The 25,179-nt window shown below is 64.0% G+C and carries 25 protein-coding genes; 11 read left to right on the top strand and 14 right to left on the bottom strand.

Features of this window, described 5'->3' with window-relative positions; translation table 11 throughout:
* Positions 1–13 precede the first annotated feature (13 nt).
* Genes XM50_RS05625 through XM50_RS05615 form a run of 3 tightly spaced genes read right to left on the bottom strand, consistent with a single transcriptional unit; the run spans position 14 to position 4,134 of the window.
* Complete coding sequence (locus tag XM50_RS05625; protein WP_231621866.1) at positions 14–712, bottom strand: polysaccharide biosynthesis/export family protein; 699 nt, start codon at positions 710–712, stop codon at positions 14–16.
* Positions 713–765: 53 nt separating this feature from the next.
* Positions 766–2,160: an O-antigen ligase family protein gene (locus XM50_RS05620; RefSeq protein WP_156167159.1), complete on the bottom strand. Its 1,395-nt coding sequence runs from the start codon at positions 2,158–2,160 to the stop codon at positions 766–768.
* Positions 2,161–2,211: 51 nt separating this feature from the next.
* Entirely contained in the window at positions 2,212–4,134 is a 1,923-nt protein-coding gene (locus tag XM50_RS05615) for a polysaccharide biosynthesis protein (RefSeq protein ID WP_046408078.1), read from the bottom strand.
* Positions 4,135–4,642: 508 nt separating this feature from the next.
* On the opposite strand from XM50_RS05615, the gene XM50_RS05610 reads away from it, so the two are divergent.
* Entirely contained in the window at positions 4,643–5,563 is a 921-nt protein-coding gene (locus XM50_RS05610) for a glycosyltransferase (RefSeq protein ID WP_231621865.1), read from the top strand.
* 75 nt (positions 5,564–5,638) lie between these two features.
* On the opposite strand, the gene XM50_RS05605 is transcribed toward XM50_RS05610, so the two are convergent.
* From XM50_RS05605 to XM50_RS05580, 6 genes are all read right to left on the bottom strand, one after another.
* Complete coding sequence (locus XM50_RS05605; protein ID WP_231621864.1) at positions 5,639–7,483, bottom strand: right-handed parallel beta-helix repeat-containing protein; 1,845 nt, start codon at positions 7,481–7,483, stop codon at positions 5,639–5,641.
* 7 nt (positions 7,484–7,490) lie between these two features.
* The gene (locus XM50_RS05600) at positions 7,491–8,258 is read right to left on the bottom strand and encodes a glycosyltransferase family 2 protein (protein WP_052742446.1); all 768 of its coding nucleotides are present in this window, start codon (positions 8,256–8,258) and stop codon (positions 7,491–7,493) included.
* Between the two features lie 9 nt (positions 8,259–8,267).
* Entirely contained in the window at positions 8,268–9,434 is a 1,167-nt protein-coding gene (locus tag XM50_RS05595) for an O-antigen polymerase (RefSeq protein WP_046408075.1), read from the bottom strand.
* Positions 9,407–10,699 carry an oligosaccharide flippase family protein gene (locus XM50_RS20450; protein WP_197075405.1) on the bottom strand — a complete coding sequence of 431 codons (1,293 nt, stop codon included), beginning with the start codon at positions 10,697–10,699 and terminating at the stop codon, positions 9,407–9,409. Before XM50_RS20450 ends, XM50_RS05595 begins: the two co-directional genes overlap by 28 nt.
* A 66-nt stretch (positions 10,700–10,765) precedes the next feature.
* Positions 10,766–11,371 (bottom strand): sugar transferase, encoded by a 606-nt coding sequence (locus tag XM50_RS05585; RefSeq protein WP_197075403.1) that lies wholly within the window; start codon positions 11,369–11,371, stop codon positions 10,766–10,768.
* Complete coding sequence (locus XM50_RS05580; protein ID WP_269430561.1) at positions 11,368–12,510, bottom strand: DegT/DnrJ/EryC1/StrS family aminotransferase; 1,143 nt, start codon at positions 12,508–12,510, stop codon at positions 11,368–11,370. Before XM50_RS05580 ends, XM50_RS05585 begins: the two co-directional genes overlap by 4 nt.
* Positions 12,511–12,746: 236 nt before the next feature.
* On the opposite strand from XM50_RS05580, the gene rfbC reads away from it, so the two are divergent.
* The 10 genes from rfbC (at position 12,747) to XM50_RS05530 (ending at position 21,328) form a co-directional block, all read left to right on the top strand.
* Positions 12,747–13,310: a dTDP-4-dehydrorhamnose 3,5-epimerase gene (gene rfbC, locus XM50_RS05575; protein ID WP_046408154.1), complete on the top strand. Its 564-nt coding sequence runs from the start codon at positions 12,747–12,749 to the stop codon at positions 13,308–13,310.
* 12 nt (positions 13,311–13,322) lie between these two features.
* Positions 13,323–14,375, top strand: a complete 1,053-nt coding sequence (gene rfbB / locus XM50_RS05570) for a dTDP-glucose 4,6-dehydratase (protein WP_046408070.1) — start codon at positions 13,323–13,325, stop codon at positions 14,373–14,375.
* On the top strand, positions 14,372–15,262 hold the full coding sequence (gene rfbD, locus XM50_RS05565) for a dTDP-4-dehydrorhamnose reductase (protein ID WP_046408153.1): 891 nt from the start codon (positions 14,372–14,374) through the stop codon (positions 15,260–15,262). The genes rfbB and rfbD overlap by 4 nt, the downstream gene beginning before the upstream one ends.
* Entirely contained in the window at positions 15,259–16,128 is an 870-nt protein-coding gene (rfbA, locus tag XM50_RS05560; protein ID WP_046408068.1) for a glucose-1-phosphate thymidylyltransferase RfbA, read from the top strand. The genes rfbD and rfbA overlap by 4 nt, the downstream gene beginning before the upstream one ends.
* A gap of 19 nt (positions 16,129–16,147) precedes the next feature.
* Positions 16,148–17,020: an alpha/beta hydrolase family protein gene (locus XM50_RS05555; RefSeq protein WP_156167157.1), complete on the top strand. Its 873-nt coding sequence runs from the start codon at positions 16,148–16,150 to the stop codon at positions 17,018–17,020.
* A gap of 118 nt (positions 17,021–17,138) precedes the next feature.
* Positions 17,139–18,134, top strand: coding sequence for a 3-oxoacyl-ACP synthase III family protein (locus tag XM50_RS05550; protein WP_197075401.1), 996 nt, complete (start codon positions 17,139–17,141; stop codon positions 18,132–18,134).
* A gap of 21 nt (positions 18,135–18,155) precedes the next feature.
* Positions 18,156–18,368 (top strand): acyl carrier protein, encoded by a 213-nt coding sequence (locus XM50_RS05545; RefSeq protein WP_046408063.1) that lies wholly within the window; start codon positions 18,156–18,158, stop codon positions 18,366–18,368.
* Positions 18,369–18,520: 152 nt separating this feature from the next.
* Positions 18,521–19,420 (top strand): ketoacyl-ACP synthase III, encoded by a 900-nt coding sequence (locus tag XM50_RS05540; protein WP_197075399.1) that lies wholly within the window; start codon positions 18,521–18,523, stop codon positions 19,418–19,420.
* Between the two features lie 5 nt (positions 19,421–19,425).
* Complete coding sequence (locus XM50_RS05535; protein ID WP_046408060.1) at positions 19,426–20,172, top strand: SDR family NAD(P)-dependent oxidoreductase; 747 nt, start codon at positions 19,426–19,428, stop codon at positions 20,170–20,172.
* Between the two features lie 31 nt (positions 20,173–20,203).
* Positions 20,204–21,328 carry an aromatic ring-hydroxylating oxygenase subunit alpha gene (locus XM50_RS05530; protein WP_052742445.1) on the top strand — a complete coding sequence of 375 codons (1,125 nt, stop codon included), beginning with the start codon at positions 20,204–20,206 and terminating at the stop codon, positions 21,326–21,328.
* On the opposite strand, the gene XM50_RS05525 is transcribed toward XM50_RS05530, so the two are convergent.
* From XM50_RS05525 to XM50_RS05500, 5 genes are all read right to left on the bottom strand, one after another.
* Complete coding sequence (locus tag XM50_RS05525) at positions 21,285–21,947, bottom strand: PglD-related sugar-binding protein (RefSeq protein ID WP_156167155.1); 663 nt, start codon at positions 21,945–21,947, stop codon at positions 21,285–21,287. The two genes, XM50_RS05530 and XM50_RS05525, sit on opposite strands and share 44 nt — an antisense overlap.
* A gap of 80 nt (positions 21,948–22,027) precedes the next feature.
* Positions 22,028–22,303 (bottom strand): ribbon-helix-helix domain-containing protein, encoded by a 276-nt coding sequence (locus XM50_RS05520; RefSeq protein WP_046408058.1) that lies wholly within the window; start codon positions 22,301–22,303, stop codon positions 22,028–22,030.
* The gene (gene parA / locus XM50_RS05515; protein WP_046408149.1) at positions 22,300–22,953 is read right to left on the bottom strand and encodes a ParA family partition ATPase; all 654 of its coding nucleotides are present in this window, start codon (positions 22,951–22,953) and stop codon (positions 22,300–22,302) included. Before parA ends, XM50_RS05520 begins: the two co-directional genes overlap by 4 nt.
* Positions 22,954–23,036: 83 nt before the next feature.
* Positions 23,037–23,552 carry a hypothetical protein gene (locus XM50_RS05510; RefSeq protein WP_046408057.1) on the bottom strand — a complete coding sequence of 172 codons (516 nt, stop codon included), beginning with the start codon at positions 23,550–23,552 and terminating at the stop codon, positions 23,037–23,039.
* A gap of 560 nt (positions 23,553–24,112) precedes the next feature.
* On the bottom strand, positions 24,113–24,994 hold the full coding sequence (locus XM50_RS05500) for a helix-turn-helix domain-containing protein (RefSeq protein ID WP_046408054.1): 882 nt from the start codon (positions 24,992–24,994) through the stop codon (positions 24,113–24,115).
* Positions 24,995–25,179: the final 185 nt, after the last annotated feature.

Below are 25,179 nucleotides of genomic sequence, written 5' to 3'. Positions count from 1 at the left end.
TGAAAGCGTACGATTACTGCAGGACCGCGATAAGCGGAGCTGCAAGTATGGGCGCAACCGATACCAGATCGCGGAACCGCCGTCGTTGTGGAGAATCCCCGACAACGATCACGTCGTTGGCATAGATCTCCGGATCGTCATACATGCCGCGCCGGATGGCGCCGATGTTGTAGAGCCCGGCCATCTTGCGGCCTTCCACCGTCCGCAGGATGACCACATCATCCTGGCGTGCAAATTCGGACAAGCCCTTTGCCGAGGCGATGGCGCGCATCAGCGTCATCTGATTGGTGACCGGATAGAGCCCAGGCTCCAGCACCTGTCCGTCGACCGTGACGACCTGGCTGACCGAGCCCTTGATGTTGACAGTGACCTCCGGGTTGCGGACATATCGCACGCGCAGGGCATCTTCGATCGCTGTGGCCAGTTCGCCGGCCGTCTTGCCGCGCGCATCAATCGTGCCCGCCAGCGGCATCGCGATGCGTCCGCTTGCATCAATCTGCACTTCCCGGCTTAGGTCCGGCACGTTGAACACATCGATCTGAATGGTGTCCAACGGGCCGATCAGCGCTGGTCGGTCGCCCGCGATCAGATCGCTTCGCGCGGGAGCAGGCAAGCTCGTGTCATTCTCTACAACGGTCAGCCGCTGCGTGGATACCAGCGGCTGGCGGCCTCCGCAGCCCGTCAGGACCGAAGCGCCCAGCAGGACGAACAAAATTCTACGCATGCAGCTGCGATGCTTTCAGGTTAGGGACTGCAGGGCCATAGTTAGCGCTCGGTCCGAGGTAAAGCTTGGCTACGTCGGGCCGGCTGGTCCCCATGCAGCCACAGCGCAGCAACCACGATCATCATCATCATCGTCGGCGTGCGCGCCGGATAGTCGAAGGCGCTGGCCAGCACCATCAACAACAGCATGATGGAGCCGATTCGAGCCAGGGCGACCTCGGTTCCAGCGGTTCCGGCCCGCCAAGCCCCGATGCTCGCCCACCCCCACCATGTCAAAGCAGCCATCAACAACAACAGTCCCGGCAGGCCGGCATCGAGCACGATTTCGAGCAGATCGTTATGCGCATGGTTGAAATAGGTGGGTTTCAGTAGTGCCAACGGCTCGTGAATGCGGAACACGGGATCGAAGCTGCCCAGGCCCGTGCCCACGGGGAAATAGCCAAGCGTCATAGCCCATACGGTAGGGAGGGCGCGGCCACGCATATCCTGACCGGCACTGATCTCGAAAATCCGCTGGATCGACACCGCACGATCCGCCGCAACGCTGATCAGCACGAACGCGCCGACCACCGCGACAATAGCCGCGATCAGCGCGGGAAACGCCCAGGCCGGCGCGCGGCGCAATGCCCGCCTGATGCTGCCCCGCGCCACCAGCATCCCGCCGCAAAGCGCCAGCGCACCCAGCAACAGCCCCGCGCGCGAGCCGCTCGCCAGGATCGTCAGCAGGAACAGCAGCGCCAGCCCGAGCCCGATCACCGCCCGCCCGCGCGAACGGTTGCCGCTGGCGAACACCCAAGCCGGCACCAGCAGGCAGCCCAGTGCCAGAAGAAGCGCGAAGTGATTGCGGTTGGCAAAGATGCCGCTCATTTCGCCGACGCTGTCGTTAATGAGCGGATTATTGAAGCCGGCTCCCGAAAGCTGCAACAAACCAAGCAGGTTGGCGGCGACGATCATGAGCAGGATCGCGCCGGGCAGCAAAGCGCGTTCGTCCTGCCGAATGCTGCTCACCATGGCCAGCGTGACCAGCGGCACGAGCAGCGATGCAAGCGCATTGATAGCGGTGCCCGGCACAAGCGCCAGAGGACGCCAGGGTTGCGGATGGCCAAGCGTCGCCTCCGCAAACATCGCACGCCCCGGCAGCACCTGCCACAGCGCCGGCGGCAAGGGGATCAACTGGATGATCGCCAGGCCGATGGCCGCAAACAGCAGCCACCAGATTGGCCGGGCGCGGGCCATCACCGGTTGATCGCCGAACAGCACCAAGACGAACAGCGATACCACCGCCGCCAGTCGCACGACGACCTGACCGAAGACGTTGGCGCGGGCTGCCCCGCCCGCCAGCCACAGAACGGCCAGAAACACGCAAAACAGAACAAAGGGCAGGCTTGGCCTGCGCAGGAGGCGAACGGATGATGCGTTGGGCATGGGAATGGTCAACCTAGGCGTGCCGGCGGCGGGATGATGTCGCGTTCATGATGCCCTTGTCAGCTACAGCGGTTCGCCGACCGCCTGGTCCGACGCGACGTGCAACGACACCAGATCGACGATGTCGCTCGCCGGCGTGAATTCCTCGACCAGCTCGCACAGCAGGCCCCGCGCTGCCGCAACCGCCCCCGTGTCGATCAGCACCTCCAGCGTGCGCAGCTGCGGCTCCAGCGTCGCCCAGGGAATATGGTGTTCGGATGCCATCATGATGCGGGGATGGGCCGTGGTCCGCGGATCGTTCCCGATCAGCAATTCCTCGTACAGCTTCTCGCCGGGGCGCATGCCGATGGTGACGATCTCGATGTCGCCAAGCGGATTGGCCGCCGACCGCACCGTCAGACCGCACAATTCGATCATGTTGCGGGCCAGATCGGCGATCCGCACGGGTTCGCCCATGTCGAGCACGAACACTTCCCCGCCCGATGCCATTGCACTTGCCTGAACCACCAGCTGCGCAGCCTCGGGGATCGTCATGAAATAGCGTGTGATGTCACTGTGGGTGATGGTGATCGGTCCGCCCTGCCGGATCTGTTCGCGGAACAACGGCACCACCGATCCGCTCGATCCCAGGACGTTGCCGAACCGGACCATGGAGAAACGCGTGCCGGTTTCCTCCGCCGCCAACCCCTGCAGGATCAGCTCGGCCAGCCGCTTGGTGGCGCCCATGATGTTCGTCGGCCGCACCGCCTTGTCGGTGCTGACAAGAACCAGGTCCTTCACGCCGAACTTGACGGCGAGTTCGGCGACACGGCGGGTGCCGATCACGTTGTTGCGCAATCCTTCGAGCGGATTGTGCTCAACCAGCGGCACATGTTTGTAGGCAGCCGCGTGGAAGACGATGTCCGGCCGCCAGGCCTGCATGATCTGCGATACGCGGAATTCATCGGTCACGGAGCCCAGCAAGGGCACGATCTCGATCTGTGAAACCTCGTCGAGATTGCGGTGGATCGCGTAGAGCGCGAATTCGCTCTGTTCCAGCAGCAAGATCCGCGCCGGCTCGGCTGCCAGAATTTGCCGGCACAATTCGCTTCCGATCGACCCGCCGGCGCCGGTGACAAGCACCGTCTTGCCTGCCACCTTGCCCCGGACCACGTTCATGTCCGGATCGACCGGATCGCGGCTGAGCAGATCCTCTATGGTGAGTTCGCGCAGGTCGCTTGCCTCGACCCGGCCGTGGGCCAGATCCATCAGCCCGGGCAGCGTACGCACGCTCACCGACAAGGGTCGCAGATCCTGGATGATCTCGTTGCGCCTCTGGCGTGAGGCGGAAGGCAAAGCGAGCAGGATGTCGTCGATCCCCTTGCTTTCCACCAGGGCGGCAAGATCGTTGGGCGCATAGACGCGCAAGCCATTGACCCGCGTCCCCTGGATTGAGCGATCATCGTCGATGAAGCCAAGGACGTGGGATTCGCGGCTGTCGCTAATCGCGACCGCCAGCTGACGCCCGGAGGAACCCGCGCCATAGATCAGGACGCGGCTACGCGGCCTGGCGTCGAACCGCCGCTGCATCCGCCCTCCCAGCACATAGCCCACGGTGAGGCGCACGCCGCACACTGCCAGAAACAGCAGGATCGGCTGAACAATGCCGATCGTACGGGGGATGTTGTCAAAGGCGTAGGCCGAGATGATCGTCACATAGCACAGGCCATAAGCCGCGCAGGCCAGCGCGGCGACCGGGATCATCTCGGCGCCGGCACGCCGAAACGCCATGCGATACATGCCCGCGACGTGGAAGGCCGGCAAGGCAAGCGCGATCGACAGCCCCACCGCGACACTGGGCCGGCCCGCAAGCGAGATGAAATAGCCAAGCCGCAGGTAATAGGCCATCCAGATCGTCAGCGCGCATAACGCCATGTCGATCGTTGCGGCCATCACCCGCTTGGATCCCCTTGGCAGGGCCAGCAGGGGATCGGCAATCAAACGCATCGATTCACTCCGGATAACTGGCACCCATGGATGCGGCACGCGCGCGCTTCATCCATCGGTCATGCTTTGTCATGGGTGACGCCGCCCGGCAATCAGCCGTACCCTGCCCTTGCGTGGCGACGGCCGGACATGACGGCGATCCGCTCGCGTACGCCCGTGCGGACGATGCGGTTATCGGGACAGCCCTGACACCCGTCCATCTGCCTGACGCCTGCCTGGCGGCCGTCTCGGAAGGTTCAGACAGAAAATACCGTCCCGTGAATGGTCCACCCTGCCCCGCGTGGGGAAGCGGTCGCTTGGCGTTCAAAAAGCAGGCCGCCTTCCGTAACCATAATGCGACAAATGTCCAGATCGGCGCCAGAATGGCTCCGATCTCCCGTCCGCCCGCGATCTTGTGTGCCCTGCGATACGCGTTACAGGCACAGGCAGCGGAGCAGCCGCGCCAGGCGGCCTTTACGACACGCAGCGGACGGCTGCGGTCTGCAACCATGAAGCGAGCGGTGTTTTGGTGGATCGTACCGTGACTCCAACAGTGGGCGTGTTGCTGGCGACCTTCAACGGCGCGGCTCATTGCGAGGACCAGCTGCTGTCGCTGTTGTGGCAGCGCGACGTGCACGTGCATGTCTATGTGCGCGACGACGGGTCGCAGGATGCGACCACCGACATCGTCGCCCGGCTGGCCGACCGCTTTCCCCACCAGATCACCACCATCGACAATCGCGGGATCCGCACCGGATCGGCAACCGGCAGCTTCTTTGCCTTGCTGGCCGACGTCGATCTGGCGCAACACGACTACATCGCCTTCGCCGACCAGGACGATGTGTGGATGCCCGACAAGCTAGCCCATGCGATCGCGGCCATGACCCGGCATGGCGTGGACGGCTATTCGTCGGACCTCATCGCCTATCATCAGGGCCGCAACGCCGCCTGGATGCTGCACAAGGAAGGGGCGGACGCGGACCTCGACTATCTGTTCCAGGGCGCGTCGGCCGGATGCACCTATGTGCTGACCGCCAAGGCCGCGCAGCTGGCGGCCGCGGTGATCGCAAAGGCCCCGCCCTTGTGCCCGGGCGCGTCGCACGACTGGATCGTCTATGCCATCTGCCGCTCGCACGGCCTGAAGTGGTTCCGCGATCCGGCCTCCGGCATCGTGTATCGCCAGCACGCATCCAATCTATATGGCGCGCGGCGCGGATGGGGCGATGTGATCGCCAAATTCCGCCTGACGCGTTCGGGTTGGTATCGCGACCATATCCTCTGGCTGCGGCACGTCATCGCCGGCCATGCCGATGAACGGCGCGTCCTGGATGCCATCGCGCGCGGTGGCGCCGGCAACCATTGGTGGCTGATCCGGCACGCGTCACGGTTCAGGCGGACGCGGCGATCCGTGTTGCAGCTGCGCGCCGCGCTTCTGTCCGGCGCGATCTGACGACAAATCGCGCGCGGCACGGGTCGTCGCCGCCGGATCGATTGCGGCGATCGATGCCCGCTGCAGCGCAGGCGATCACAGGCGGTGGCCGACGATCGCGATATGCTGGATGTTGGCGCTTCCGCTCGTCGCCCCGCAACGGATGAGAATGGTGTCCGCCAGTTTCGCGGTCAGCGGGAAGCTGATCGTATAGCGTTTCCAGGTCGTGGCGGTGATCTGCGCGGTCAGCGGATGGAGCAGCCCTTCCAATGCCGTGAACACGCTGACGTAGCTGCTGCCGCTCACCGCCTTCGCCCAGAACGACACGGTTACGTTGCAATTGCGCAGGATCGCGGCCTGCAGCAGAGCGAATTCGACATGCTCGCCGGCAATCGTGCGAAGCGAGGCGGCGCCGTCCTTTCTGACCGCTGTGTCACGGATCGCCCAGGTCTTGCCGAAACCCTTGGTGCCGAAATGATCGTCGGGAGGCGGCGCATTGATCCAGGGCCGATCAAGGTCGATCGTGCCGGGATAGCGCACCTCGGGGCCGTCCACCGCAATCGAGTTGATCCGCGCGCCGGTGGTTTCGTTGGGCGCGCTGATCCGCCCGTCGGCATAATCGCCGCTGATCCTGTTGCCGGAAATGGCGATCGTGGCGCCCCCGTCGGTACGCAGCGCCATGTTGGCCTTGTTGATGCGAATGGCATAGCGCATCGTTCCGGCGTCGTTGGTGATGCGGTTTCCCGTGATGGTCGCCTCTTCGCCGCTGGCAAGGATCGCGCCGGCGAACACCGATGCAAGCCGCGGATCGTCCGGGCTCGAACGTCCGTCGTCCAGTTGCGCGCAATCCGCGATCGTGTTGTTCGTCACCGCAATGTAGTTCTGATCGCCGTAGATCGCGATCCCGGCATAGCCGCAGTTGCGAACGGTATTGCTGGTAACGAGGAGGTGCGATCCCAGGCAGATGATGCCGCTGTCACCCGTGCCGTCGATCGTGTTGCCGGTGATGACGCCGTCGTGCGATCCCGTGTTGATCTGGATGTTCTCCGCGCCGCGATACCCGACAAGCGTGATGATCTCGCCGGCCGCCCGCCCGCTCTGGAACGTTACGGTATAGGAGGGCCCCGCGCCGCTGATCGCATACCCGAGCGACAATGGCCTGCCGTTGATTTGCACCTTCTTGAGGTGGCAGCGCGATTTCAGGTCGAAGGTGAAGACGCGCTGGCCGGCCATCGCCTTGCGGCTGTCGGTCCACCGGGTCTGGAGAAAGCTGTTGTCCGCCACGACGAAGTTGCTGGAGCCATCGCGGATCTGGACGCTCCAGCCGACCGGGATCTGCTCGAAATGATTGTTCTTCACCGTGATGTGGCGTGATTTTTCCATCACGATCGCGGTCGTGATCTCGGTGCCGGCGCTCAGCCCCTCGACCCGGTTGCCGATCGCGGTGACATGGTCCGCGCCGGTGGAAAAGAAGAAATGCCCGATGTCGCCGGTGCAGACATTGTTGCTGAACGTGTTGCCCCGACCGGTGTTGAGCACCGCATAGCGGCCATTGTTGCCCCGGATCGACCAGCCGCTCACCTCGCATCCGTCATGCGCAAGCTTCAGGCCGATCGCGTTCGCGCCGATCTTGAGCGTGCCGCCATTGCCGATGATCGCGCGCCCGGCGGGCACCACGACCGGCGCGTCGAGCAGGTACACGTCGCCCGGTGCGCCCGTCACGCGCCGGCCCGCCGCCAGCGCCGCAGCGAACGCCGCCACTGAGCTGGTGGCACCGCTGGGATCGGCGCCGTGATCGCGCAAGGAGACTGCGTCCCTGTCCTGCGGATCGGCCCCGTCCGGCCGCACCGGCGCGGCCCGCGCCAGCGTGCCGGATGCCGCAACCGCCAATAGCGCGCGTCGGCTCAGCGCCATGATCATCGCCTCCTTCGCGCAGCGCATGGCGCCGTCATGCCGCATCATGCTGTTGCCGGCGCAAACGCACGAGCCGCGCCGCCAGCGCCGCCAGCGCCAGCAGGTTGCCGCGCCGATCGTTCAGCACGACGCGCCAGGATCGCCGCGTGCTGGACGATTGGTTGGCGCCGTGGCGGCGATACAACAGCGACGGCGCCGCCACGTAGCGCACCTCGCCGATCGCCATGGCACAGGTGCCGATCCACCAGTCGTGCATCGAAATGCTCGCCGGGAACGGCAGCGCGACTGCCAGCACCTCGCGCCGGAACGCCATGCAGCAGCCGATGAACGGATTGCGAACAAAGGTACGCGCGACCGAGCCGACGTCGGGGCGATGCCCTTCGGGAAAGAACGACCGGCCGATGCCCTCATCCGTCATGACGAGCGAATTGGCCAGCACCGCGACACAGCCTCCCTGCTGCAATGCCTCGATCATGCGGGCCTTTCGGCCCTCGATCCAGATATCGTCCTGGTCGCTGAGGAAGACGATATTCCTGGTGGAGAGGCCGAGCAGCCGCTCGAACGTCTTGCGCACGCCCATGTTCCGATCGTTGCGAAGCGCGGTGACGCACGGGAACCGCGCCGCATAGTCCGACAGCATCGCGAACGTGGTGTCGGACGAGCCGTCGTCCACGACGATGACCTCGTCGTCTGGCGCGACCTGCGCCAGGATCGAGTCCATCTGGTCAGCGAGATATCTGGCACCGTTGTAGGTCGCCACAAGGATCGACACGCCGCCTTGCGCCGGGCCTGCTGCTGGCATGAGAGACATTTACTCCAGACCCATGCGGATCATCCGGCGGATCAGCCCGTACAATGCCGCCCCGGTCAGCATGAGGATGAGAATGGTCAGGCCGCGGATGAACTGATCGTCGAACGGGCTCATCAGCGCCGCGTAGAGGAGAAATCCCGAAAGCACGCACAGGTAGCGATTGGCCTTGCGCTGAAACAGCAGCGCGACCAGCGCCGATATGAAGCCATAAAAAAGGAAGAAACCGGCCAGACCGACATGTCCAAAATCATGGAACGGCGGATACAAGGCACTAAATACGTTGATCGGGGGAACCGTGTCGATGAACGGAAAATAGGATGGCGGCAGCGCACCTAGCCCCGGAAGAAAGAAATACATAAAACGCGGCACCGTTAGCAGGGAAGCATATTGCGGAAATCCCGTGGTGTAAAAGAATTCGAACCCTGCCACCCCGCCAAAGGCATAGACTTCGACGCTCTTCAATATGTCCTCGATCCCTGATCCACGATCCGCACTTCCGACGCTGGTGATGACCGACAGAATCGAGAACAGGGCCGAGAACAGCATGAACACGAAGAAGATGTAGGATAGCCGGTATTTTGATTGGGAGATCCATTTCGTCGAGATGATCGACAAGCCCATCAGAAGATGCGCGCGGGAATAAGCGGCAATGGTCAGCGCGATGAACAACAGCACTAGCAGCAGGGGAAACCTGCCCTTGATGTCGATCCGGTCGATGATCGCCATCAGGCTGAACGAGATCGTGACGTTGACCGCGATCGCGACGATCCGGGTCACGACGCTGCCGGTCTCCCAACCTTCCAGCGCCATCTCCCGGGCGCTGGACAGCGACATGCCGCGCGCCAGCGGCAAGAGGATGTTCGCCGAGATCAGGCAGGCCGCCATCACGATCGTGACCTGCATCAGGATCTTTGCGGCACGCGCATCCGATAACGTCACGGTCGACACCTCGGCGACGCCCTTGCCCAGCGGCAGGATCTTGCAGGCAAGATATCCCGTGACGTACGCCCCCACCGCCAGCAGGATCAGCGAAATGATCTCAAACCCGTAGGTGAAGAAGATCCGGGATTCATATCCCATGAAATAAGCGATCTGAAGCAACCAGGCGGCAACGAATGCCAGCATGGGCAGGTATTCGCTTAGGCGGTTTGGCGTCGAGCTTGCCATGACAGGATCCCATAATCGAATATCTGACGAAGCACGCCGACGATCGCAGCACCGACCACGCCATGCTGCCTTGCGGCAACAATCAGAAGCGGGAAATAGAGCAACGCTTCCACGACGTGGGCGTGGGCGATCCTGCGGGGATGGCCACGCGCAAGGAGATAGGCAAGCGGCGCCTGCGCTATCGAGTTGAACATGAACCCGATCGACATGGCCGCGGCGAGAAACGCCACTTCGGCGATCGTGACATCCAGCCAGAACGCCACGAATATCGGCGAGACCAGCAGGCATCCGGCGTAGATGATCACCGAAAACAGGATCACGTTCTTATGCTCGCGCCGGTATAGATCCATCGCTTCCGGCTCGGCGAGATAGCCCAGCTTCGGCTGGATCGACGTGATGTAGGACGAGCTCAGCAGGATCGTCTTGCCGATGAATTCCTGCAGCAGGGCGTAGATCGCCATCGCCGACGCGCCGTTGAAATAGGCCAGCGCGAACCGGTCGCCATAGACCATCAACGGGCTGATGGTGGACGACACGGTTGCCCAGCCCCCGAAACCCAGGATCTTGCCGATCGGGATCGATACCCGCTCGGCCGCTGGCGCGCGGCGCTCGGCCAATCGAGGCAGCAGCTTGGCCAGTGCGTACAGGCAGCACGCCAGACGCACGGCGCCATAGGCCACGCAGACATGCGACAGCGAGCGGTCTTCAATCGCGATCAGCACCGCCGGGCACAGGAACAGCGATACATAGGCGGCGAACTTGAAGATGTTCGCCTCCTTGAACATCTCCAGCCCCTCCAGCGAGGACCGGATCATGTTCGAGACGAGATAGATCGGAAGGGTGGCCGATATGATGAACATCGCGGCCAGCTGGTCGTCGCCGCGCACGGCCAGGCTTTGCGACAATCGCTCGCTGAACAGATACAGAAGAAGATTGATCGCGATCGATATGCCGATCGCGAACAGCACCGATTTCCTGATCGCCCCTTCCAGATCGGTCTGCCGGTTGAACTTGCTGGCCGCAGCGAAGTACAACAGGGCGCGCGAAAGGCCGAAGTCGAACAGGCCGGTATAGCCGATGGCAGCCCAGGTTATCGTAAGAAACCCGACATATTCCCTGGACGCATTGCCGTAGATGTACGGAACCGCGAACAATGCGAACACCAGCGGCCCGATGTTCCCGAACATGTTCCAGAGAAAGAACTTGTTCTGGTACGTCGCCCGGATCAGGGGCACCATTTTGCCGGGCAGTGTGCGATAGGACATCATGTTGTGATCTGATCCGTTCCCGGTACGGCAGGATTGGCTGGCCGCATGCTGCGGCAGCTACCTTCAGTCGGGCCGGTTGCGTCCGGTGAACTCGGGCATGGTTGCGGCCTCGGCGGAATTGATGCCCTTGCGCCAGATCACCTGGCGGACGGTCGCGAACAGGATTCGCAGATCGAGCCAGGTCGAGCGATGATCCACATACCACAGATCAAGGTCGAACTTCTCGTCCCAGGAAATCGCGTTGCGCCCGTTGATCTGGGCCCATCCGGTCACGCCCGGCTTAACGTCGTGGCGGCGCGCCTGTTCGGGCGAATAGCGATCGAGATAGGCGGTCAGCAGCGGCCGCGGACCGACCAGGCTCATGTCGCCGACCAGCACGTTCCACAGCTCGGGAAGCTCGTCCAGGCTGGTCGAGCGCAACAGGCGACCGGTGCGCGTCAGCCGCTGGCCATCGGGCAGCGGCCGGCCGGACGCGTCATGCGCATTGGCCATGGTGCGAAACTTGATCATCGTGAAGGGCCGCCCGCCCAGCCCCGGCCGCGCCTGCCGGAAGAAGACCGGCCCGCCCATGGTGATCCGGATCGCCAGCGCCGTCACCGCAATGACGGGCGACAGGCAGATGAGGCCGGTCAGCGCCCCCGCAACGTCGATCGCGCGCTTCAGGCTCACCGCGGCGTCGCCAGATCTTCGATGATCGTGCAGACCCGCGCCACGTCGCCGTCTGTCATAGACGATCCGGATGGCAGGCACAAACCGTCCGCAAAGGCCTGCTCCGCCACGTTCCCACCGTAATAATCGGCGCCTGCGAATATCGGCTGCATGTGCATCGGCTTCCACAACGGGCGGCTTTCGATATTGTCGGCTTCCAGCGCAAGGCGGATGGTTTCGCCGTCCACCCCCGCCTGCGATCCGATCCGCATTGTGGTCAGCCAGCGATTGGCCTGCATCCCCGGCGCTTCGCCACTGAAGACGAAGCCCGGCACCTGCCCCAGACGCTCGCGATACAGCTCATGGATCTCGCGACGCCGCGCCACGCGCTGCGACAGAACCTGCAACTGCCCGACGCCGATCGCCGCGCAGACGTTGCTCAGGCGATAGTTATAGCCAAAGGTGGTATGTTCGTAATGCGGCGCGGGATCGCGCGCCTGGGTCGACAGGAAGCGCGCCCGGTCGATCGCTTCCGCATCGTCGCTCGCCAGCGCACCGCCGCCCGACGTGGTGATGATCTTGTTGCCATTGAACGACAGGATCACGAAATCTGCGCCCGCGCCGGCGTGCCGGCCGTCGCGATAGGCTCCGACCGCCTCGGCGGTATCGCTGATCCAGACAAAGCCATAGTCGCGGCGCAGCGCCGCGACCCGCGCGCCATCGACGACATGGCCGTACAGATCGGTCGTGATCAGCGCCTTGGGCAGCGTGCCGTTGGCCTTTGCCGCCTTTAGCTGTGTTTCGAGAAGATCGAGGTCGATCAGGAAATCGTCCGGGTCGACATCCAGGAAAACCGGCTTGGCGCCCAGATACAGGATCGGCGCGACCCCGCCGATAAAGGTCATGGTCGCGCCCCAGACCTCGTCGCCCGGCCCGATGTCCGACAATCGCAACGCCAAGTGGAGAGCCGCTGTCCCGCTCGCCAAAGCGGCCACATGCCCCATCCCCGTCAGCCGCGCGAGATCCTCCTCGAAACGCGTCACCATGGGGCCGGTCGGCGCGATCCAGTTGCTGGCGAACACCTCTTCCACCAACACGCGCTCCGCGCCGCCCATATGGGGAGACGAGAGAAATATCCGGTCGGGACTGACTTGTTGCACGCCTTACTCCTCGATGACGGCCGTTGCCCTGACTTGTGCTGTGGATGCGAACGGTCCCGCACGGCGGAGCGCGCCTTGGCGGGTTCCTGCCTGTTTTTCAACTTCGGACCGGCGAACGGCGCTGGGGTGACGCAGCGGCGCGGCCCTGCGCCAGCGATTGCGGCCGACCCAGGAAGCGTGATGCCGCGAGCAAGAGCGCATTGTCGTATGACGAACTGTTCTCTACCGACACCGCCATGTCGAACCCCGTCCAACTGATCGTCCCCAAGCGCTTCGGCGATGCCCGTGGCTGGTTCACCGAGGTGTATTCCGAGCCGGCGTTCGCCGCGCGGGGCATCACCTGCCGCTTCGTGCAGGACAATCACTCGCTCTCGGTGCCGGCGTTCACGCTACGGGGCCTGCACTTCCAGACTCCGCCGCGCGGGCAGGATAAGCTCGTGCGCTGCATTCGCGGCCGGATCTACGACGTCGCGGTCGATGTGCGGCGCGGATCGCCGACCTATGGTCAGTGGGTCGGTGCGGAGCTGTCGGCCGAGAACGGGCATCAGCTGTTCATTCCGATCGGATTTGCGCACGGCTTCGTGACGCTCGAGGCGGATTGCGAAGTGACCTACAAATGCTCGGAAACTTATGCCCCCGATCATGACGGCGGGATCCGCTGGGACAGCGTCGGCATCGACTGGCCGATCCCTGCCGGCGTGACGCCCGAACTCTCGGCCAAGGACCAGGTGCAGCCCACGCTCGCCGACTTCGACAGCCCGTTCGCCTACGACGGCAACCCGCTCGCTCCGCTCGCCTGAAGGACCACAGAAATGCGCATCTTCGTCACCGGCGGGGCCGGCTTCATCGGCTCGGCCCTTGTCCGGCACCTCATCGAGAACACGACTCATGAGGTCCTGAACTTCGACAAGCTGACCTATGCCGGCACGCTGTCGACCGTAGAGCGCGTGGCGAGCAGCAACCGCTATCGCTTCGTCCAGGGCGACATCTGCGACGTCGAGGCGGTGCGCGCCGCGATCGCCGAGTTCCGACCCGACGTCATCACGCACCTTGCGGCAGAGAGCCATGTCGACCGCTCGATCGACGGGCCAGGCGCGTTCATCCAGACCAATGTCGTCGGCACCTATACGATGCTCGCCGAAGCGCGCGGCTATTGGCAGTCGCTGGGAGGCGCAGCGAAAGAGGCCTTCCGATTTCACCATATCTCTACCGACGAGGTGTATGGCTCGCTCGGCGATACCGGGCTGTTCACCGAGGATACGCCGTACGATCCGCGCTCGCCATATTCGGCGTCGAAGGCGGGCAGCGACCATCTGGTCAGCGCATGGGGCCACACCTTCGGCCTGCCGGTGCTGATCACCAATTGCTCGAACAATTACGGGCCATACCACTTCCCCGAGAAGCTGGTGCCGCTTATGATCGCCAAGGCCCTGGATGGCGAGCCGCTGCCGGTCTACGGGAAGGGCGACCAGGTGCGCGATTGGCTGTTCGTCGAGGATCACGTCCGCGCATTGCAGGCGGTGTTCGAGCGCGGGGAGCTCGGCCGGACCTACAATGTCGGCGGGTTCAACGAGAAGCAGAACATCGAGGTGGTGCACACCATCTGCACCATCCTTGACCAGCTGCGCCCGCGCACCGACCGCAAGCCCTATGCCGAGCAGATTACCTCGGTCGCCGACCGGCCGGGGCATGACAAGCGCTACGCCATCGACGCGACGCGGATCGAGCAGGAGCTCGGCTGGCGGCCGCAGGAGACGTTCGAGACCGGCATCGAGAAGACGGTGCGCTGGTATCTCGACAATGAGAGCTGGTGGCGCCCGATCGTGGAGCGCGGCGCGGCGCAGCGGCGCGGCGTCGCTGCATGACCCGCGCGATCCTCGTCACCGGCGGAAACGGACAGCTTGGCACCGAGCTGCAGCGCTGTGCCTGGCCGGCGGTTTATGAGGTCGTCGCGATTGACGTCGCCGACCTCGACCTGACCGATACCGCCGCGGTCGCCGCCAAGGTGGCGGAGCGCGACTGGGCTGCGGTGATCAACGGTGCGGCCTATACCGCGGTCGACAAGGCTGAGAGCGATGTTGTCACCGCTTGGGCGGTCAACGCCATGGCGCCCGCGGCGTTCGGCGAAGCCTGCGCCAAGGCGAACATCCCGCTCGTCCAGGTGTCGACCGATTACGTCTTCGCCGGAGACAAGCAGGGCGCATGGGACGTGAGCGACCCGGTCGCTCCGCTCGGCGTATACGGCGCGTCGAAGCTCGGCGGCGAGCTGGCGGTGCGCACCTCGGGCGCGCGGCATGCGATTGTGCGCACGGCTTGGGTCGTCTCGGCGCACGGCAACAATTTCGTGAAGACCATGCTGCGCGTTGGCGCCGAGCGCGAGACGCTGACGGTGGTGGACGACCAGCGCGGCTCGCCGACCAGCGCGGCGGACCTCGCGCAGGCGCTGATGACCATCACGCTGCGGCTGATCGAGGACGCGGCCGCGCCGACCGGCACCTTCCACTTCAGCAACGCGGGCGAGACCAGCTGGGCGGGGTTCGCGAGCGAAATCTTCCGTCAGTCGAGCGCGCACGGCGGGGCGACCGCCAATGTCACGCCGATCTCCACCGACCAATATCCAACGCCGGCGAAGCGCCCGGCCAATTCGCTGCTCAGCCACGACGCGATCCGCGCCGCCTATGGCATCCAGCCACGCGCCTGGCAGGACGCCCTGAGCGACATCCTTGACGAACTGATCGGAGCACAGAAGTGAAGGGCATCATTCTCGCGGGCGGTTCGGGCACCCGGCTCCATCCGGCGACGCTGGCAGTGAACAAGCAGCTGCTGCCGGTCTATGACAAGCCGATGATCTATTATCCGCTGTCGGTGCTGATGCTCGCCGGCATTCGCGAGGTGCTGATCATCTCGAGCCCCGAATATCTCGGCAATTACCAGCGCTTGTTCGGCGACGGCTCGGCGCTCGGCCTCCAGATCAGCTATGCCGAACAGCCCAGGCCCGAGGGTCTCGCCCAAGCCTTCACGATCGGCGCGGACTTCATCGGCGACAGCAATGTCGCGCTGGTGCTGGGCGACAACATCTTCTTCGGCGCGCATCTCACCGATCTGCTGGCAAGCGCGGTCAACCGTACGCAGGGGGCGACGGTGTTCAGCTATCGCGTCGAGGATCCCGAACGCTATGGCGTGGTCGAGCTCGCCGGGGACGGCCGCGCGATCAGCCTCGAGGAGAAGCCCGCGAATCCGAAGTCGCACCACGCAGTGACCGGGCTTTATTTCTACGACAACCGCGTCGTCGAATACGCCCGCGACCTCAAGCCATCGCCGCGCGGCGAGCTGGAGATCACAGACCTCAATCGCCTCTACATGGAGGCGGGCGACCTCTACGTCGAGCAGATGGGCCGCGGCTATGCTTGGCTCGACACCGGTACGCACGACAGCCTGCTCGAAGCATCCGAGTTCGTCCGCACCCTCCAGCACCGCCAGGGCATCCAGATCGCCTGTCTCGAGGAGATCGCCTACCTCCAGGGCTGGATCAGCGCCGACGAGGCACGCGCCGCCGGCGAGCGCTTCAAGAAGACCACTTACGGGCGCGCGATCCTGAACGCCGTTGAAGGGCATTAAGCCCGCATCCGGCCGCACCGTGACCGACAATCATTCCGTGATCCGGACAAGCGCCGACCAGCGACTTACCGGGCGCATGCTCCTGTGCGGCCGCGCGAATGCACCATTGTTGCTGTGCATCCATGGCGGGGGATGCAGCGGCCGCTATTTTGACATACCGGGATTTTCCGTCGCCGATCTGGCCCTGTCGCAAGGTTATGACGTCCTGCTCGTGGACCGGCCGGGTTACGGTTCGAGCCCCGCCGGCCGAACCGCACATCCGATCACAGAAGCCGCGGACCTGTTGCCTGGCTTTCTGGACATGATCCTGAGGGAACGTCCTTGCCCCAAGCTTGTCGTGATCGGCCATTCCATCGGCGCCGCGGTGGCACTGACGGTCGCAGCCGATCACCGCATACCCATCAGTGCAGTCGCCGTGTCAGGTATTGGCCGTACGCCCAGTTCGGCCGCACTGTCGTGGTTTGCCCGGTTCGGGAAAGACAGCAGCACGGCGCCCCCGACCGAGCTCTTCTTCGGGCCAAAAGGCAGCTACGATTGGCGTGCACCCATCGCGCTTCGAAACGCCGCCGAAGCCTGGCGCCTGGATGAGGTTCACGAGACATTGGTCGAATGGCCGCGGCGGTTCGACGCTATTGCCGCGCACGTCACCGTGCCTGTCTCCATCCATCTGGCCGAACATGAAGCAATCTGGCAGCGTGAGGAGGTGACAACGGGCGCACTCGCAGCCAAATTCGGGCGTTCGCCGCACGTGGTGTCGGGCTTGCTGCCGGCAGGCGGGCATTTGTATGAAATTCACGTAAACGGTGCGCAGATGGTGCAGGAGCAACTCGCCTTTCTAGGCACCGCCTGCGTACAGCAGCCATCACCGGGCCGGCACGGCAGTTTACCATAGACGGATCAAGCGCCTGCCCCTAAAAGAAGATATCGAGATCGCGAACACCATGCCTTCCGTTCCTCCGGCCCATCCGCGTCACGATGCCCTCGCTCGAAGCGTTCCTGCTCGCATCGCCATGGTAGCGACGCATGTCCCGGACACGGTGCTGACCAACGAGCAACTTGCCGCGGAATTTCCGAGCTGGTCCGCGGACAAGATCCTCGAGAAGACGGGCATCCGCCAACGTCGTATCGCCGCTCCAGGCGAGACCGCGCTCGACCTTGCCGTTGCCGCTGCCGAACAATTGTTCGCGAAGGATGCACAGGTGCGCGATGCGGTCGATTTCGTTATCCTGTGCACGCAGGCGCCCGATTATGTCCTGCCCAGTTCGGCGTGTATCCTGCAGGAACGCCTTTCCCTGAGAAAGGGTATCGGCGCGCTCGACGTCAATCTGGGGTGCTCGGGCTTCGTTTACGGCCTGGCGCTGGCGGCAGGACTGATCAGCGCTGGCGCTGCCAGTAACGTGCTGCTGGTAACCGCAGACACTTATTCCAAATATATCAACGATCGGGATAAGAGCGTCCGTACGCTGTTCGGCGACGGCGCCGCGGCGACCCTGATCTGCGCGGACGACGACGGCCGGACTGGTCTTGGTCCGTTCACCTTCGGCACGGATGGCAGCGGCGCCGACCGGTTGATCGTTCCCGCCGGCGGGTTTCGCCGTCCCTCAGATTCCGACAGCGCCATCGAAGCCGAGGATCGCTCCGGCAACGTGCGCAGCGCGAATAATCTGTTCATGGACGGTGCTGCCGTCATGAACTTCACGCTGCGCGAGGTTCCGGCAATGTACCGTGGCCTGCTGGACAAGGCGGGACTGGAAGAATCGGATCTCTCCGCCGTTATCCTGCATCAAGCGAACAAGTTCATGCTGGATTCGTTGCAGAAGAAAATGAAGATTGCCGAAGAGAAGCTTCCGCGGCGCTACGAGCTGATCGGAAACACGGTTTCTTCAACGATCCCCTTCGTGCTCGATCAGGAAATTGAATCGGGGCGGTTGAAGCGGGGATCACGCATCGCCTTGTTGGGGTTCGGCGTCGGTCTGTCATGGGCTGGCGCGATCGTCTCTTTCTGACACTTACAGGAGTAAAGAAGCATGTCCGAATTCTATGAAGGAATGGCGGAAATCCTCGAAGTCGAGGCCGGTGACATCGGTCCGGACTATGAACTGGGCGAGGCTTGGGATTCGCTGGCCATTGTTTCAACGATCGCGTTGGTCGACGAGGTGTTCGACAAGGCCATCGGGGTAGACGCCCTGCAGGACTGCAAGACCGTCGGCGATGTCGAGAAAGCAGCGCAAGCGGCCTGATCATGCACAACCTTCCCGAACTTGCCACTGGTCGTGCTGCCGTTATCGGCAATGCGAGTATAAGAGGCGTCGTAGCCTGCGTGCCGTCACGCCGCGTCGACAATGACGCCTTTATCGAACGGTTCGGGGAAGGCGTCGCCGAAGTCGCCAAGATGACGGGTGTCGCGCATCGCCACTGGGTCGATGCCGATACCACCACGTCTGATCTCTGCGCTGCGGCGGCAACCCGGCTGATGGAGACACTCGACTGGTTACCGGAGTCGGTCGATGCCATCGTGTTCATATCGCAGACCCCGGACTATCGCCTGCCGGCGACTGCCACGGTGCTGCAAGCGGGCCTGGGGCTGAGACCCGGCATTATCGCATTCGACGTGAACCTCGGCTGCTCGGCCTACCCCTATGGGCTATGGTTGTCGATGACCATGGCCGCGACGGGCTCGGCACGCCGCATCCTGCTGGCGGTCGGCGACACCAGCAGCCGCGTGGTCGATCCCGACGATCGCGCAACCGCCCTGCTGTTCGGCGATGCCGGCACCGTCACGGCGATCGAATTCGATCCGGCCGCGCCCGCCGCTAGCTTCGTGCTGGGCAGCGATGGCCGTGGTGCGCAGAACCTCATCATTCCGCAAGGGGCGTTCCGCAACGGTGCGCCGCGCGGCGATCACGACCAGACCCGTCTATTCATGGATGGCGGCGAGATCTTCACCTTCACGCTTAAGGCGGTGCCACCGCTGGTCGCGGATACCCTGGCGCTGGCCGGCCGGTCCGTGGAGGATCATGATGCCTTCCTGTTCCACCAGGCCAATGCCTTCATGATCAAGCATCTTGCCAAAAAGAGCAAACTGCCGATCGACAAGGTTCCAATCAACATCGGCCGCTATGGCAATACCAGCAGCGCAACCATCCCGCTGCTCATTGCCGATGATCTGGCCGAACGCCTGCGCACCGCCACGCTGAACCTGGCCATGTTCGGGTTCGGTGTCGGCTATAGCTGGGCGTCGGCATCGCTTCCCGTCGGCCCGCTCGCCTGCGCGGAGGTGATCACGCTGTGACACACATGCCATCCCAATCGTTCGCCAACAAGAAGATCGTCATTGCCGGCGCTTCCTCCGGGCTTGGCCGCGCCGCCGCGCTCAGCCTGGCCGGCGCCGGTGCCGAACTGGTGCTGCTCGGCCGCAACGAAGAGCGGCTGCGCGACACATCCCAGCGTACGGGCGGACAGCGCTGGATGGCGGTGGACCTGACCAGCGACGATGCCGCGGACGATGCGATCCGCGTCATTGCCGCCGATGGCGCGATCCACGGCGTGTTTCATTCGGCGGGCACCAGCCTGGTCGCACCGATGCGGCTGACCAAGACCGGCCAGATCCAGGAGCTGTTCGGCGCCGCGGTGTTTGGCGCATTGGGCGTCGCCCGCGCCGTCAGCCGCAAGAATGTGATGCACGACCATGGATCGGTGGTGTTCATGTCGTCGGTGTCGGCCCTGCGCGGTCGCCGCGGGATGGTCGCCTATTCCGCCTCGAAGGCGGCAACGAGCGGCATGGTGCGCGCGCTGGCCGTTGAGCTGGCCGATCGCAGCATCCGCGTGAATGCGATCACTGCCGGTGCGATCGAAACTGAAATGCACCAGGATTTCGCCAATTCGGTCAGCGACGAAATGGTGCGCAACTATCGCGACCTGCACCCGCTCGGGTTCGGCCGGGCAGAAGATGTCGCCAATGCGGTGATGTTCCTGCTGAGCGATGCGTCGCGCTGGATCACCGGCGTCGATCTTCCTGTCGATGGCGGCTACGCCGCCAAATAACGCTTACTGTCTATATTGTGGGGCGTTTCCTGTGATCCCGAACGTACATTATTACGATGCTGCGCTGCTTGGTCAGGAACTGGCGCATGTGTTCGCGACCGGCTGGCAATTTATCGCCATGGCGGACGAGCTTGCGAACAATCGCGATTTCGTGTGCGTCAATCTTCCCAACGATTCGATCGTGGTACAGAATTTCAGAGGGGAATTGCGCGCGTTCAAGAACGTATGCACGCATCGCCTCAACCTGATCCAGACCATGGATCGGGGCAACCGGCACCTGATGTGCGCCTATCACGGATGGGTGTTCGACGCCCAGGGGATGCCGCTGGGCAAGAGCGGGTTCGCACCAGAGGATGCGGATCGGGATCGCCTGTGTCTCACGCGCTACAAGGTCGATCGCTGCGGGAAGTTCGTGTTCGTCTCACGCGACCCGAAGGGACCGTCGCTTGAGGCGTTCTTGGGAGAGTTCGCCCCCCTGCTGCGCGATCTCAGCCGGCATATCGGACGCGAAACGCATTACGGGCTGGTGCCGCACGCTGCGAACTGGAAGCTCCTGGTCGAAAACGTCCTCGAATGCTATCATTGCGCCACGGTTCACCCGGAAACCTTCGTCACCGGCCTTGGCGTGGGCCGCAAGCCGATCGCCGACGTGCAGATCGTCAGCCCGCATTCCAGCAGCCATTTTCCGCGCGTGCCGACGCGGCGTGAATCGCTGCGCAAGAAGATCGTGTCACATCTCGACAGCCGCGAATTCGCGCACGACTCCTTCTTTCACGTCCACATTTTTCCCAACCTGTTCATTTCGTCGACCGAAGGGACGGCCTTCTATGTCGGCCATGCGCTACCCTACAGCGCGGTCGGGACGACGCTGCGAGTGCGATTGTTCGAGCCCGATGTCGCACTGACCGAGGCGGGGCGCCTGCGCCAGGATGCGATCAACAAACAAGGCACCGCGCTGGCGCTTCAGGTCATCGAAGAGGATCGCACGATCCTTGAAACGGTGCAGCGTGGCGTGATCGCTGCCGATCGCCCGTCCGTTCTCGGCGCCGAGGAGGTCCGCATCCATGCCTTCCACCACGCTTATGGTCAGGCACTGGCGGGCAAGGCGGTGGTCAGCGCGCCTCTGAACGAGGTTCTCCCAGCCGAAGTCGCTTAGCCGCCGGCGTAAACATCGTTGCTCCTGCGGCGACGCGGCGCAACACCAACGCCCCGGCGCCGATCCGCGCATCGTCACCCACATGGACGTTGGGCATGATGCGGGCGCCCGAGCCGACCATCACGCGCTTCCCCAACGTCGCTCCGCCCATTACGTCGACATGCGAACTGATGGTCGTGAAATCACCGGCTGATGCATCGTGGCCCAATCCCGAGAACGACAGGATCGTGACGAAATCGCCGAGTGCAGTATCGGACGTGTTCATGGAAAAGGGCGCCATTATCACGCCCTCGCCATGACGATGGTTGCGGCCGAGCACAACGCTCGGATGGATCAAAGATACGAAGTGTCCGCCTCGCTCGCGTAGCGATTGCACCATGCGTACCTTGGTTGCCGGATTGCCCACCGCCACCAGAAATCTGTCATCGGGCAGTACGCGAAAGTCGTCGAAGCGGCCGAGCCACGGCGTGTCATGCTCGGCCATCGTCTCGGGTCGGTCGTCGACGAACCCGAACAAGGGAGGGAGACTGCCTGCGGCAGTGCAATGATCTGCCCAAGAAGCGAGTTCGCGACCAAAGCCGCCGCCGCCGGCCAAGATCAGACGGCCATGTTCCTTCACCAGAAGATTCCTTCTTATTCAAGCGCCTGCTGATTGAAAGGCATGGCGCCGATACCAGCCATGATCGCCGACAGGAATAATCACTCGCCCATCGGGCTTTCGCCGTGCTTGCGCAGCACGTCATTGAACGCTTCGGCCATCAGGGCCTGGAGGCTCCTTCCTTGGCGGCGGGCGAGCATGTGCATCGCGAAGCTCATCTCGGGGGTGAAAAAGCCGGCGATCTGTTTGCGGCCGACGCGGCTTTCCGGGCGATTCCTAGGGTTATTCGGCGGAGTTTCGGCGATTTCCGGCGATATCGACGACGTCGGCGCGGCACTGGCAGTGCGCAGATTGGCGAAACTGGGCTTGCGGCTCATCGGGCGGCCTTTCGATAACGCGGTGCCGGCAGATCGAGCTGTCGACATGTCCATTTGTAAAGCTCGCGTATCTCGTCCGCGGCGCGGCCAGCGGGTTCGGTCTCAGTGACGGTGCGTCCCACGGCCGAGGCGTGGCGATAGGCGGCGCGATCGGGGAGGATCACCGGGCATGGCGGGATGCCGTAGCTGTCGACCAGCTCGCCAGCCTCCTGGTATACCCGCGGCGCGTTGGGCGGGCCGGCGGTGAAGACCACGAACGCGGGTTTGCGCAGCAGCTGAACGAGCTTCGCCGTGGTCTGGATTGCGGCAAGATCAAACGCGCTGGGGCGGCACGGGATCAGGACGAGATCGGCTACCTCCACCGCTGCGCGCGCGGCGCTGTCGGCATGGGGGGGCGTGTCGATCACGATCAAATCCGCCCCTTGCCCCTCAGCAGCCGCCACTTTGGCGGCGAGGCGCGGCGGGGGGCTGTCGATCACCTCGGGCGGCTGATCCTGCCGCCAAGCGGCCCACTGGCTGGCAGTAGCCTGCGGATCGGCGTCGATGATCAGCGACACGCGGCCGGCCTCCTGCGCGATGACGGCGAGGTTAAGCGCCAGCGTGGTTTTCCCCGCCCCGCCCTTCTGGCTGATGATCGCAACTGTCGGCATGGCGACGGCGTTACATGTCGACATGTGCGGTTGTCGAGTAGTAAATCGTACAAATCGAGTTCGCACGCGCTGGCGATCACCGCCTAAGGGCCGGCGACGACGTGGCGATCGCCGTGCCGTTGCTCTAGGGTACCCGAGTCGTTCGGTTCCGCGTTGCTGCGGAATAGAGCGCCTCCCACTCGCGTAGTCGCGAGTGACAACTGGTCTTCGCGTTTGTCGGCCTGACTGTCGGATACATGTCGACATGTTGATGTGTCGGAACGTCGTGGCTCGCTCGTCAGGCGTGCGCGATGGCTGGCCGAATAGCCCGAGAATTTGGCGAGATATTCCTCGACGCGGTGCATGGTCGCTGACGTCAGGCGATAGCATTTGACCGTGTCGGGCGCGAGGTTGCGGATCTCCACCTCCAGCACGTCGGCCGCCAGTAGCGCGTTGATCCAGCGCTGACTGGTCACATGGGAGAGCTTCAGATGCTCGGCCAACCACGCGACGCTGACGGATCGCCCCTCCCCTTCGGCGATATAGACCTGGAGCAGCACGTTCCAACTCGTGCCGGAAACAAGCGCCGGATCGGCGATGTCGGACTGCGCCGCTGCCATGGCAGCCTGGGCTCGCGCGGAATCGATGATCGAGCAAGCGGAACTGCTGGCCGGATGCGCCGACCTGGTCGCCAGCGCACTGCAGATTGCCGATGACGCGGGATCCGCCGCTGGTCGGCGCGCTGCTGCAAGAAGCCTATGATGCCGCGAGATCGGCGAGGCCGGCGCGGAGCGCTGACGCGCATCAGCCCAGGACCAGCCGCAACAGCAATCCACCAGTGGTGAGCGGGCTGAACAACACCGCACCCGCGGCGGGGAAGCTCTATTTGCGATAGCGGTCTCGGCCGCCCTGCCAGAAGCCCTCCACGATCAATTCGGCAAGTCATGCCATGGCGGCGTGATGGCAAAGCGCAACGGACAACGCATGTTGATGCCATGCGTTGTCGCATCGTCGACGCGCCGACCTATCGACACGTCGATTGTCCGACAGGCACCCCATGTATCCGGTTCGAGCGGAAATGCGTTGGCAACCGCTTGATCCCGTTAGGGAGCATTGCGACGGCGTAGCCGGCGCTTCGGCAGTTGTTGCGGTTTCACAATCTGGTGGGAATCTTTTGGGTTCAGCGGGGTAGGCCGTCAGGCTTGATGTGTCGGTCGGTTAGGCCGAGGCCGCTTTTCCTTGAACAAATGGAATTTAGTAGCGGTTGTGGATTGTTTTGAGACTCACATGGATCGTCACTGTCGCGGCGTCGATCGATCTGGGCCCCCAGCTTGGCGAGAGCGCGGCCGAGCGATCCTCCCACCAGGGTTTCCGCCAATTCTCGGCAGGACAGGCTGTCGTGCATCGCGGCAACATCCGCCGTGCGATCCTCCTGGCGCTGTACGACATCGGCGGGGAGCGGCGCGGAGGACAGCCAGCGCGGCAGGTGCGGCAGCAGGCGCGCCGGGAGCAGCGGGCGGTAGGCGTTGGAGGTCTGGGCATAGCGTGGCCCCTCCTCTCCGTCCTGCGCCACACGCTTGAAGCGACGCTGGCGGACCAGGAAGCCCGCCAGCTCGAGCGCCCGCAGCGCCCGCGCGACGGTCGCTCGGCCGAGCGCGGTCGCCGCAGCGAGCCGGTCATAGGTCGGAAAGACGCGCCCCCTGTTGAGCCGTGCCAGCGTGCAGAGCTCCTCGAACACGCGGATCGCGCCGGCGGTGAGGCCGGTGAGCGCCGCCTCCGCCGGCGAAAGCACCAAGCCCTCGCTGCGCACCGCGCGCTTCAGGCGCCGCCCGGCGTCGAGCGCGGCGCGCGCCATGCGCAGGAGGCGGTCGGTTTCCCCCTTGGCGGGGACGGCGAAGAAATGCTCCTCGAACGTGCCCGCCTCGATGCTGTCGCGGCGGATCGGCGCGCCGGTGCGGTGCGGCGCACCACTCTTGGCGGGCGGGCGCACGCGCACGCCATCATGGATGCGACACCGCGCAAGCGCCATCGCCGTCGCTTCGCCCAAGGCGAACACCGTCATCTTCCTTCCCCCTCAAGGGCCGGGACTGGAGACAAAAAAAGGGCGTGGCGCGAAACGCGCATCCTTGAACCGGTGCTGGTTCGGGGATATGAAGAGAGGCGTTGAATGTACCTCGGATCGACGTTTGGCGACGTCGCTTCACAACTCCCTTGGGATGCCCGGCCTTCGTGCCGGGCTTTCCTTTA

The sequence above is a fragment of the Sphingomonas sp. Ag1 genome, from assembly GCF_000980895.1.
GTDB classification, from domain to species: domain Bacteria; phylum Pseudomonadota; class Alphaproteobacteria; order Sphingomonadales; family Sphingomonadaceae; genus Sphingomonas; species Sphingomonas panaciterrae.
This window is presented reverse-complemented; position numbering and strand designations above follow the sequence as displayed.

Bases quoted from the DNA above. Each gene is read 5' to 3' on its own strand.
- XM50_RS05600 (WP_052742446.1), bottom strand. From the start codon at position 8,258: ATGCCAGCAGCAGGCCCGGCGCAAGGCGGCGTGTCGATCCTTGTGGCG.
- XM50_RS05615 (WP_046408078.1), bottom strand. From the start codon at position 4,134: ATGCGTTTGATTGCCGATCCCCTGCTGGCCCTGCCAAGGGGATCCAAG.
- XM50_RS05510 (WP_046408057.1), bottom strand. From the start codon at position 23,552: ATGGCAGCGGCGCAGTCCGACATCGCCGATCCGGCGCTTGTTTCCGGC.
- XM50_RS05595 (WP_046408075.1), bottom strand. From the start codon at position 9,434: ATGGCAAGCTCGACGCCAAACCGCCTAAGCGAATACCTGCCCATGCTG.
- rfbD (WP_046408153.1), top strand. From the start codon at position 14,372: ATGACCCGCGCGATCCTCGTCACCGGCGGAAACGGACAGCTTGGCACC.
- rfbC (WP_046408154.1), top strand. From the start codon at position 12,747: ATGTCGAACCCCGTCCAACTGATCGTCCCCAAGCGCTTCGGCGATGCC.
- XM50_RS05520 (WP_046408058.1), bottom strand. From the start codon at position 22,303: ATGAGCCGCAAGCCCAGTTTCGCCAATCTGCGCACTGCCAGTGCCGCG.
- XM50_RS05605 (WP_231621864.1), bottom strand. From the start codon at position 7,483: ATGCGCTGCGCGAAGGAGGCGATGATCATGGCGCTGAGCCGACGCGCG.
- XM50_RS05500 (WP_046408054.1), bottom strand. From the start codon at position 24,994: ATGACGGTGTTCGCCTTGGGCGAAGCGACGGCGATGGCGCTTGCGCGG.
- XM50_RS05540 (WP_197075399.1), top strand. From the start codon at position 18,521: ATGACGGGTGTCGCGCATCGCCACTGGGTCGATGCCGATACCACCACG.
- XM50_RS05545 (WP_046408063.1), top strand. From the start codon at position 18,156: ATGTCCGAATTCTATGAAGGAATGGCGGAAATCCTCGAAGTCGAGGCC.
- rfbB (WP_046408070.1), top strand. From the start codon at position 13,323: ATGCGCATCTTCGTCACCGGCGGGGCCGGCTTCATCGGCTCGGCCCTT.
- XM50_RS05535 (WP_046408060.1), top strand. From the start codon at position 19,426: ATGCCATCCCAATCGTTCGCCAACAAGAAGATCGTCATTGCCGGCGCT.
- XM50_RS05550 (WP_197075401.1), top strand. From the start codon at position 17,139: ATGGTAGCGACGCATGTCCCGGACACGGTGCTGACCAACGAGCAACTT.
- XM50_RS20450 (WP_197075405.1), bottom strand. From the start codon at position 10,699: ATGTCCTATCGCACACTGCCCGGCAAAATGGTGCCCCTGATCCGGGCG.
- parA (WP_046408149.1), bottom strand. From the start codon at position 22,953: ATGCCGACAGTTGCGATCATCAGCCAGAAGGGCGGGGCGGGGAAAACC.